At 66.5% G+C, this 9,481-nt stretch carries 10 protein-coding genes; 1 reads left to right on the plus strand and 9 read right to left on the minus strand.

What is annotated here, in order from left to right; genetic code table 11:
- Both M7D61_RS02555 and rfbG read right to left on the minus strand, forming a co-directional pair.
- Positions 1–443 (minus strand): hypothetical protein (locus tag M7D61_RS02555; RefSeq protein WP_298227284.1); only part of this gene is annotated, 443 nt, incomplete at its 3' end.
- Between the two features lie 101 nt (positions 444–544).
- Positions 545–1,597, minus strand: a complete 1,053-nt coding sequence (gene rfbG / locus M7D61_RS02560) for a CDP-glucose 4,6-dehydratase (RefSeq protein ID WP_298227285.1) — start codon at positions 1,595–1,597, stop codon at positions 545–547.
- A 38-nt stretch (positions 1,598–1,635) separates the two neighbouring features.
- Between rfbG and M7D61_RS02565 the strand changes: the two genes are divergently transcribed.
- Positions 1,636–2,586, plus strand: coding sequence for an NAD(P)-dependent oxidoreductase (locus M7D61_RS02565; RefSeq protein WP_298227287.1), 951 nt, complete (start codon positions 1,636–1,638; stop codon positions 2,584–2,586).
- On the opposite strand, the gene M7D61_RS02570 is transcribed toward M7D61_RS02565, so the two are convergent.
- The 7 genes from M7D61_RS02570 to M7D61_RS02600 all read right to left on the minus strand — a co-directional run bounded on the left by M7D61_RS02570 (position 2,570) and on the right by M7D61_RS02600 (position 9,238).
- Positions 2,570–3,376: an aldolase/citrate lyase family protein gene (locus tag M7D61_RS02570; RefSeq protein WP_298227289.1), complete on the minus strand. Its 807-nt coding sequence runs from the start codon at positions 3,374–3,376 to the stop codon at positions 2,570–2,572. The two genes, M7D61_RS02565 and M7D61_RS02570, sit on opposite strands and share 17 nt — an antisense overlap.
- Complete coding sequence (locus M7D61_RS02575; protein WP_298227291.1) at positions 3,373–5,175, minus strand: thiamine pyrophosphate-binding protein; 1,803 nt, start codon at positions 5,173–5,175, stop codon at positions 3,373–3,375. Before M7D61_RS02575 ends, M7D61_RS02570 begins: the two co-directional genes overlap by 4 nt.
- Positions 5,172–6,227 (minus strand): 3-dehydroquinate synthase family protein, encoded by a 1,056-nt coding sequence (locus M7D61_RS02580; RefSeq protein WP_298227293.1) that lies wholly within the window; start codon positions 6,225–6,227, stop codon positions 5,172–5,174. The genes M7D61_RS02575 and M7D61_RS02580 overlap by 4 nt, the downstream gene beginning before the upstream one ends.
- Positions 6,220–6,891, minus strand: a complete 672-nt coding sequence (locus M7D61_RS02585) for an SDR family oxidoreductase (protein ID WP_298227295.1) — start codon at positions 6,889–6,891, stop codon at positions 6,220–6,222. The genes M7D61_RS02580 and M7D61_RS02585 overlap by 8 nt, the downstream gene beginning before the upstream one ends.
- A complete protein-coding gene (locus tag M7D61_RS02590) occupies positions 6,888–7,823 on the minus strand; it encodes a glycosyltransferase family 2 protein (RefSeq protein ID WP_298227296.1) in 936 nt (311 codons plus the stop codon). Before M7D61_RS02590 ends, M7D61_RS02585 begins: the two co-directional genes overlap by 4 nt.
- Positions 7,823–8,596: a glucose-1-phosphate cytidylyltransferase gene (rfbF, locus tag M7D61_RS02595; protein WP_298227297.1), complete on the minus strand. Its 774-nt coding sequence runs from the start codon at positions 8,594–8,596 to the stop codon at positions 7,823–7,825. Before rfbF ends, M7D61_RS02590 begins: the two co-directional genes overlap by 1 nt.
- A gap of 156 nt (positions 8,597–8,752) precedes the next feature.
- Positions 8,753–9,238, minus strand: coding sequence for a GtrA family protein (locus tag M7D61_RS02600; protein WP_298227299.1), 486 nt, complete (start codon positions 9,236–9,238; stop codon positions 8,753–8,755).
- Positions 9,239–9,481 lie beyond the last annotated feature (243 nt).

Here is a 9,481-nt window from a genome sequence, read left to right on the forward strand (position 1 = left end):
GCGAAGAGCATCGCCATCGCGATGCTCACCGCGCCCGGGAGCCGGATCGTCCGGAAGAACCACACTGCGGTCCCTGCCGCGAGCGGGAACCCGAGGAAGTAGTAGAGGTTGAAGACCGCCGCCCAGTTGCTCGAGAACAGCGAGAGCAGCTTCACGACCGCGAAGTGCGTGATCGAGGTGTCCGGGAAGTCGTGGAAGACCGCACCGAACGGTGCGCCGAGCAACGGGGCGTTCTCGTACCAGCCGGTGGTGATCACGTCGTGGACCGTGACCATCGTGAAGATGTCGTCGCCGCTGATCAGCGTCGCGGGGTCGCTCCAGCCGAGAGGAACGCCCCAGTCGAAGGCGCCGAGACCGTAGAGGATCCAGGTGACTGCCGCAGTGAGAATCACCGCGGCCGCGTATAACCTGGCGTCGCCGAAAAGCAGCCGGCGCCAGGTCATCCGCCGATGGTATCAGTCGCGACGATCGCGCCGGGTTAGCCTTGCGGGTGACGGGGTCGGCACCGATTCTCGGCCTTCCCGCCCACGGACGGCCTCGAGTTCTACCGCCACTGCGCGCCTTCGAGCCAGGGGACGCTGCGGAGTGCCGTGAAGGCCTCGATCTGTCGGAGCGTCACCGAGCGCGGATCGGCGCCCGACTCGACGGACCGATGCCAGTCGAGTGTCCAGACGAGGCTCTGCGGGAAGGGCAGCTCGTTGCGCCAGCCCAGCCCGGCCTGCGCCTTACCCGGGTCGAGGGTGAGCAGGGCGGCCTCGTGCGGGTGCTCGCCGTGCGAGTCGTCCACCCAGGCCGCGTCGCCCCCCCAGTGCGCCGCCGCCGCGTCGGCGATCTCGCGGACCGTCTGGTAGTTGCCCGCGTCGGGGCCGAAGTTCCAGGCGCCATCCGCGTTGCCCGCGAGCTGAGCGTGGACGAGCGCGAGGTAGCCGCTCACGCAGTCCAGCACGTGCTGCCAGGGCCGCACCGCGTCAGGGCGCCGGATCGGGTTCGGAACCCCTGACGTGAATCCCGCAATGAGGTCGACGAGCAGGCGGTCCTTGCTCACGTCGCCACCGCCGATGACGTTCCCGGCGCGGGCGATCGCCGTCGGCACGCCGGGGAAGCTCTTCACCCACGACTGGGTGAGGATGTCGGCCATCGCCTTGGACGCGCTGTATGGGTCGTCGCCGCCGAGCGGCTCGTCCTCGCGGTACCCCTCGAGGCGGTCGACGTTCCGGTAGACCTTGTCCGTCGTGATGATGAGGGCGGCCTCGATGCCGGATGCCCCGGCGACCGCCTCCAGGACGTTGAGCGTGCCGATGGCGTTCGTCTCGTACGTCGTGCGCGGGTCGCGGTACGACTCGCGCACCAGCGCCTGCGCGGCAAGGTGGATGACGGCGTCGGCGCCGCTGTCGGCGACCGCGGACCTCAGCCCGGCGGCATCCCGGATGTCGAGTCGGACGTCGTCGACGAGCAGCTCGCCGACGCGGGCCCGCTCGAAGAGTGAGCCGGGCAGCGGGTCGAGCGCGATGCCGCTCACCTCGTGGCCGAGCGAACTCAGGAGCAGGCTGAGCCAGGCACCCTTGAACCCAGTGTGGCCGGTGACGAGGAAGCGCATCGTCCAGCATTCTATTGGGCTGCTGGGAGGATGTCCGTGTGAGTGCACTCGTCAGCTCGAATGCTCGAGCCCTCGTGGCTGCGACCATCGCCCCTGAGGACCGGATTCTCGTCACTGGCGCCGGCGGCTGGTTCGGGCTGACGACCCTCGACCTGCTGAACGGCACCGGCGCGTCGGTGCTCGGCCTGACGTCGAATGGCCGCGACCTCGAGATCGGCGGCGAGTCGATCCCGACCTCGACCTGGGACGACGAGCTGGTTCGCGCCTTCCGGCCGACGCACGTTCTCGACTTCGCGTTCCTCACCCGTGACCGGGTGGCGGATCTTCCGCTTGACGAGTATGTCGACACGAATCGCAAGCTCATGGCCCAGATGCTCGTCGCCGCCGCGCTTCCGGACACTCGGTCGATCGTGACGATCTCGAGCGGGGCCGCCGTCTATCCCGATGACGCCCTTCGCCACCCGCTGCAGGACAACCCCTACGGCTTCCTCAAGCGCGAGACCGAGGAAGCGCTCACGGCGCTCGTCTCGGACGGCGCGCGCAACGCGGTGATGCTCCGGGCCTGGGGGGTATCAGGCGCGTACAACCGCATCCCGCGGAAATACGCGCTCGGCGACATGATCCTTCAAGCGCCGAGCGGCCGCATCGATATCAGAGCGGCCAACCAGGTCTGGCGCCGCTACTCGCTCGCGGACGAGCAGATCGCCGTCGCGCTCGCCATCGCAGGCCGGCGCACAGCCGTGATCGACAGCGGCGGAGCGCTCGTCGAGGTCGGACAGCTTGCTGAGGCCGTGCGCGCCGTGGTCAACCCCGATGCCGCGATCTTCCGCCCGGCCGCGGCGACCGGGCCTGACGACCGCTACCACACCGACGACGTGCTCTGGCAGGCGGCGTGCCGTGAGGCGGGTCTCGACGCGGAACCCCTGGAAGACCAGATCGCCATCACCGCGCGCGGCCTGCTGGGAGCAGGAGTTACTTGGCCCCGTTGAGCACATGCCAGCGCGACTCGAGCATATCGATGCGGCGGGCGTCTTCCTGGGTGATGCCCCCGTAGTAGTCGCGCTTGTTGAGCAGCCACAGCAACTCGAAGTGGACCGCGTTGAGAAGGCCGTTGTCGAAGTCGCTGCCGTTCAGCGCGTCGGCACCGAAGATGACCTTGCGGGTCTCGAACCGGGTGAGATAGACATCGGCGACTTCGCGGATGACATGGACCATGTCGCCGGAGACCGCGCCGCCGAGGACGAAGTCGAGGCCCGCATCCTTGGCCTTCTGCGCCACCGTCGCGACGTACGTGGTGATCTCGGGGGTGTTGATGACCTCGCGGGTCTTGCCCAGCGATCCGGCGAAATCGACTCGGCCGAAGACGATGCCCTTCACCGGCCGCTCGGCCGCGGTCGCGGTGGCGATCATCTCGTCGATGTGGTTGTAGCCCGTGATGGTTTCGATGTTGAAGAGGAAATCGGTGTCCTCTTCCTCCTCAACCGAGTAGGCAAGGTTCTTGGCCCCGATGTACTTCGAGAGGGCGTACGGCGTCTCGACCATGGGGGCGATGATGTACTTCACGCCGATCTGCTTCGCCTCGAGCAGATCGCGGATCGCCTCGCAGCCGCCGACCTTGAGAGCCAGGGGCAGACCCGCGGTTCGTGAGATGTCCACCAGACGAAGCAGTTCGTCCATGCGCGTGCCCTCGGCTTCGAACTCCGCCTTCACACTGAGTACGCCGTACTGCTCCTTCAACATCTGAAGGACATCGGCCATCTGCCGTTCGATCTTGTTCATTTGCTAACTCCGGTCGGGATGAGGTATTTGAAGACTGTTTCGGCAAGGTCGTCGGCAAGGTCCGGGCTCATCCGGTGCAGCGGGTTGGACTTCATTGAGCCGTCGGCGGTGACGGATGACGCAATCCTGGGGTAGTAGGTCTGGTCGGGGTCGACGGGCACCTCGATGAACGCCGGGCCATCGGAGGCGAGAAGCCGAGCCACCTCTCCTCCCAGCGGGTCGTTCGGATCCATGCTGGCGTAAGGGATGTCATAGGTGGCGGCGAGGCGCTCCCAGTCGGGGAGGCCGACTCCGGTCGAGCGGTCGCACCCGAGCCAGCGTCCGTTGAAGTAGTTGCGCTGTGTCTGGCGGATCGAGGCGTAGCCGTCGTTGTTGAAAAGGAAGATCTTGATCGGGAGCTGGTTGATGGCGACCGTGCCGAGCTCCTGGATGTTCTGGGCGAAACCACCGTCGCCCTCCATGAGGAAGGTGCGTGCGCCAGGGTTTGCCAGGGAAGCCCCGATTGCGCTGCACAGGCCGTAGCCCATGCTCGCGATCTGCTTGTTGGAGAGGAGTTTCTGGCGCGCACGCAGGCTGAGCGTCTGCATGGAGACCGTATAGGCGGCACCGCTCGAGCCGGGGATGATCACATCGTTCTCGCCCGCGATGTTCGCTATTTCGGCCTGCAGTGGATAGGGATCGACATAGCCGGGCGCTGTGGTGTTCTGCGGGTCGTCGAGCGGGAGCAGCTGCTGGAGTTCCTTGACGAAATCGACCCATTCCTCCCATTCCACGCGGTGCTTCGCACGGGCGACGATGTCGACGAGAAACGCCTCGGCATCCCCGCAGAGGGGGAGCTCGACGTGGGGGTGGCCCTTATGCAGTTCGCGCTCATCGATGTCGACTTGGATGACCTCGCCGACCGGAATGAACTCGTCGTAGGCGAATCCCGTCTGCTGAATGCTCAGGCGGCTTCCGATGGCGATGAGGAGGTCGGCCTGCTGCAGAGCGATGTTGGCGGCGCGTTGACCCCAGGTGTTGGGGCGCCCGGCATACATCGGATGGTCGCTCGGCAAGCGGTCGGCGCCGTTCCAGGTGAACATGATGGGGATGCCCAATTCCGCGAGTTCGTCCGACAGGCCTCGGGCGACCTCGCGGGAGACGCCGAGACCCATCAGAATGACGGGGCGGCGCGACGCGCTGATCATCGCGAGGGCTGCCTCGACGCCCTCATCGGGCACACGCGTTACTGCCGGTTCCGGTGCAGGAGCGACGGCAAGTTCGTCCGGCATCGGTGCCGCTGCTTGCGCGTCGAGGCAGAACTCGATGAACACCGGACCCTTGCGGGGGCGGGCGCCGTCGCGCACCACGTCGAGCACGGCCGCCCGCGGAATCGGCGCCTCGATGCGTAGGACGCGTTTGCAGACCGGGCGCATGATCTCGCTGAGATCGAGTTCCTGGAGGCCGCGCAGCCGAACTTCTCCGCGGCTGAGATCGCTGGCCTTGACCTGACCGCCGATGACGAGCAGTTCGCGGCTTTCGCCCCAGGCGCTCGCGACCCCGGTCATCGTGTTCGTGACGCCGGGGCCTGCGGTAACCAGCACGAACGCCCGGTGGGTGCCGGGATCGGCCGATGCGTTGAAGAACTCCGCAGCAATGGTCGCACCCACCTCGTGAACGAACGGCACGCAGACCAGCCGGGATCGAACCGAGTCGAGGAGATGCATGATGTTCCCCCCGCCGACGAAGAAGCAGTGCGTGTAGCCCTCGTCGACGAGCCAATCGACGAACTGATCCGAATACTTCGAATAGGCGGTCATGCGGCGAGGTCCTCCAATGCGCTGCGGAGTGAGAGTTCGGCGATGCTCAGTTGGTCGTCGTCGAGAGGAAGCGAAACGACTGTCAACGATAGTTCACTTGTAGGAAGCACCAGCCGCAGCCGGTCCGCTGCGTTCTTCTTATCGGCGGCCAGTGCCCTGCGGAACACGGCCCAGTCGGTGGCGGCCGCAGACGTAGCGACGTCCTCGGCGACGGTCGCGAGGATCACGCGCGCGTACTCGCTGAGGCGCTCGGTGAGCTCGTCGGCGCGCGACGCCGGATGCCTCAGTGCGGCGAGCATCCCGATCGCGACGCCGATGCCGTGCTGGACGCGGAATCCGCATGCCGCCTCGAAGGCGTGGCCGAACGAGTGCCCGAAGTTGAGGAGCTGGCGCTCCGCCTTGTCGAATTCGTCGATCTCGACGAACCACTTCTTGCTCTCGAGCACATGGGCGATGAGCTCGGCGGTGGCGCCGTCGTCCGCCGGCGCGAGCGCGGCGGGCGAGGCGAGGAACCGCTCGAACGCTTCGGGTCCGCGCGCAAAGCAGATCTTGACCGCCTCGGCGAGGCCGGAGACCCGGGCGCGCTGGGGGAGCGACTCGATGAACACCGGGTCGACGAGGATCCGCCGAGGCGGATAGAAGTTGCCCACGAGGTTCTTCACGCCGCCGACGTTGATCGAGCTCTTGCCGCCGATGCAGGAGTCCATCATCGCCATCAGCGTCGTCGGCACATAGACCCAGTCGACGCCGCGCATGTAGAGCGAGCAGGCCAGTGTCGCGACATCCTGCACCACGCCGCCGCCGACCGCGGCCACGACGTCCCCGCGCCGCAGCCCCGCGCGGTTCATGGCCACAAGCGTCTGCTCGCAGCCGGCGAGCGTCTTCGAGCTCTCGGCGCCCGCGATCGTCACGACGGCCCTGACCGGCGGGAGCCGGTCGGCGACCACAGGATCGGCGAGTGTCACCGCGGCGTCCGCAGCAGCATCGGCGGAGCCCTGCGCGACGACGACGGTGTAGTCGCCGAAGGAGCTGTGGATGGCGATCTCAGACACGGCGGGTCACCGACCAGCCGTTGTCGACCGCGATCCACTGGCCGTTGATGCCCTTCGCGCGCGGATCGAGCAGCCACGCGACCGCGCTCGCGACATCCTCGGCGGTGGCGAGCGCTCCACCGGGGGTTTCCGACTGCACCCGCCGGAGCTGTTCGGTGCTGAGCTGGGCGCGCGTCATCGGGGTGTCGGTCACGCCGGGGAGGACACCGTTGATCGCGAACGTGCCGGCGAGGTCGGCGGCGATGGCGGGCACCAGCCCCCCGAGAGCCGCTTTGCTCGTCACATAGGCGATCTTGTCGGCGCGGGCGGTGACCTGCCAAATCGAGCTGATCACGACCCCGCGCGCCTTCGGCACCAGCCGGTCTGCGGCGAGCAGCTCGCGAAGGGTGCGGGCCACGACCTCGACATTGGCATCGAAGAGGGCCTCGAAGTCAGCGTCCGTCGCCTCCCGGATGCCGCCCTTGGCGTTCAGTCCCTGCGCCCAGACGACGCCCGAGTATTCATGGTCGGTGCCTGCCGCCCAGCCGGGATCGGTGATGTCGACGTCGATCCCCGCCTTGTCCGGGCGGCCGCCGCGGTCGACGGTCCAGCCGTCGGCCTCGAGCCTGTCGGCGATCGCGGTGCCGAGCGCACCGTTGGCGCCGACGACCAGGGCACGCGTCACAGGCCGACCTTGTTGGAGATGATGAAGTTCGGGCGCTGCTTCACCTCTTCGTAGATGAGCCCGATGTATTCGCCGAGGACGCCGAGAACGAGGAGCACCCCTCCGAATCCCAGGAAGAGGAGGCTCACGAGGGTGCCGTAGCCGTCGAAGGGGACCCCGAAGGCGAAGAGCCTGATGAGAAATACCACGAATGCGATCAGCGCCAGGCCGCTGAGCACGAATCCGAGCATCGTGATGAGCCGCAGCGGCACGTACGAATGGGCGAAGATGCCCTTGAACGCCAGGTCGATGACTTTGAGGGTGTACGCCTTCGACTCGCCGGCGAAGCGGGGCGGGCGCTCCATCGGCACGCCGATCGACTTGAAGCCCACCCACGAGACGAGGCCGCGCACGAAGCGGTTGCGCTCCTCCATGCCGCGCACCGCCTCATAGGTGGCGCGGTCGAGCAGACGGAAGTCGCTCGCATTGCGGGTGATGCGGTCGTCGGTGAGCCTGCCGGCCAGCCAGTAGAACAGCTGCGAGTTCATCCTGCGGACCGGATTCGTTCCGTTGCGCTTCGTCACGACGCCGTAGACGTTCTCGTAGCCCTGCTCCCAGTAGCGCAGGAAGGTCGGGATGAGCGCGGGCGGGTCCTGCAGATCGGCGGTCATGAGGATGACGGCGTCGCCGTCCGCCACGCTGAGGCCCGCAGTGAGGCCGCCGTCCATGCGGAAGTTACGGGCGAGCTGGACGATCTTGAAGCGGGGGTCGCGCTCGTGGAGGGCGAGCAGCTTCTCCCACGTGTCGTCGAACGAGCCGTTCTCGATGATGAGTGCTTCGAAATCGTAGTCCGGCTCGGAATCGAACACCGCCGTCAGCTGCCGGCCCAGCTCGTCGACGTTCTCCGACTCGTTGTAGGCGGGGATGATGGCCTGGACCTTCTTGCGCGCCATCACCACACCTTCCACGGCGCTGCGCCGCGCTCCCACAGATCGTTGAGCATCTGGTACTCGCGGTACGTGTCCATCGGCTGCCAGAAGCCGTTGTGGCGCCAGGCGGAGATCTGGCCTTCGCTGGCGAGGGTGTGCAGCGGCTGGTTCTCGAAGGTCGTGGCGTCGCCTTCGATGTAGTCGAAGACTGCGGGCTCAAGGATGAAGTAGCCGATGTTGATCCAGTCATCGGTCTGCGGCTTCTCGCGGAATGTCGCCACGCCGCCGTCCTCGGCGATGTCGATCACACCGAAACGGCTGTACGGGCGGGTGGTGGTGATGGTGGCGAGGCGGCCGTGCGAGGCGTGGAACTCCTGGAGGCCGCGGATGTCGACATCTGCGACGCCGTCGCCGTAGGTGCAGAGGAACGGCTCATCGCCGACGTATTTCTGAACGCGCTTGATGCGGCCGCCCGTCATGGTGTCGGCGCCGGTGTAGGCGACGGTCACCGTCCAGTCGGACTCGTCGTGGTCGCCGTGGTAGACGATCGAGGACTCGTCACCGAGGCGGATCGTGAAGTCCTTGTTCACCGCGCTGTAGTTGGCGAAGTACGACGCGATCTGCTCGCTCTTGTAGCCGGTGCAGATCACGAAGTCCTTGATGCCCTGAGCGCTCAGGAGCTTCATGATGTGCCAGAGCACCGGCTTCCCGCCGATCTCGACCATCGGCTTCGGCCGGAACTCCGTCTCCTCGCGCATGCGAGTACCCAGACCGCCAGCGAGGAGAACCGCTTTCATCGTCGAGTAAGTTCCAATCGAGGGGAAGAGGCCCGGCCCCGGAGCGACCGATCCTCAGCAGCCTATCCCGGCGCAGGGGCGCAACTGACCTCACGCGCCGCTAGCACTGGTTACTCTCCTGTGTCGATGATTTCGCGATGACTCCGCTCTGAACTCTCAGTGCCGCGGCGTGGGATCGGAATTCGCTGCATCGGCCTCATCGGCCGCCGCCGGCACGCGACGGAACGAGAAGTAGCGATGTCCTAGATAGCTCACGACGGTCAGCACGAGTACGAGACCGGCCTGTGTGGGTATGCGAGGAAGGCCGGCCGCGACGAGCGTCGGAAGCAGCACGGTGTTGGCGACGAGGTTGATCAGGTTGACGCTCTGGAACCGCAGGAAGTCGATGAGCAGCTTGCCTTTGACCCGGAACACGAAGATCCGGTAGAGCGCGAAGGCGGTGATCGAGCTGATGACGTGGGAGATGAGCACATCGGCGATCGACGCCACGACCGGCTGGCCGGCGCGGTCGATCGCGAGACCGACGGTGGCGTTGACCGCAAGGAACACCGCGAAGCCGAAGAGGAAGTTGAACCCGCCCACGAGAAGGAATCGGAATCGCTGATCGCGGACGATCTTCCGCGCCAGGTCGATCGGGCTCATGCCGGATCCCTTCTGCTTCCTCGGTGACTTGGCCATTGTCGCAGGCGGTGAGATGAATGCCCGATCAGGGGCGTGGTTGCCCAGGAGGGCCGTTTGACGGACGATAAGGTGGGCCGACGGGCTGCGATTCTCTGGGAGTTCATGGTGGTGAGGGGAGAGCACATCCGACGTCGCTCAGGCGTCGAGACATCGCGTCGCTTCTCGCCGACAGCCGTGCTGCTCCTGATCGTCGTCGTGCTCGAC

The organism is Gryllotalpicola sp. (genome assembly GCF_027352875.1).
Classification (GTDB): Bacteria; Actinomycetota; Actinomycetes; order Actinomycetales; family Microbacteriaceae; genus Gryllotalpicola.

Coding starts and splice junctions, on each gene's coding strand:
- rfbG (WP_298227285.1), bottom strand. CDS start 1,597: ATGCGCTTCCTCGTCACCGGCCACACTGGGTTCAAGGGTGCCTGGCTC.
- M7D61_RS02570 (WP_298227289.1), bottom strand. CDS start 3,376: ATGAACAAGATCGAACGGCAGATGGCCGATGTCCTTCAGATGTTGAAG.
- M7D61_RS02575 (WP_298227291.1), bottom strand. CDS start 5,175: ATGACCGCCTATTCGAAGTATTCGGATCAGTTCGTCGATTGGCTCGTC.
- M7D61_RS02590 (WP_298227296.1), bottom strand. CDS start 7,823: ATGGCGCGCAAGAAGGTCCAGGCCATCATCCCCGCCTACAACGAGTCG.
- rfbF (WP_298227297.1), bottom strand. CDS start 8,596: ATGAAAGCGGTTCTCCTCGCTGGCGGTCTGGGTACTCGCATGCGCGAG.
- M7D61_RS02600 (WP_298227299.1), bottom strand. CDS start 9,238: ATGAGCCCGATCGACCTGGCGCGGAAGATCGTCCGCGATCAGCGATTC.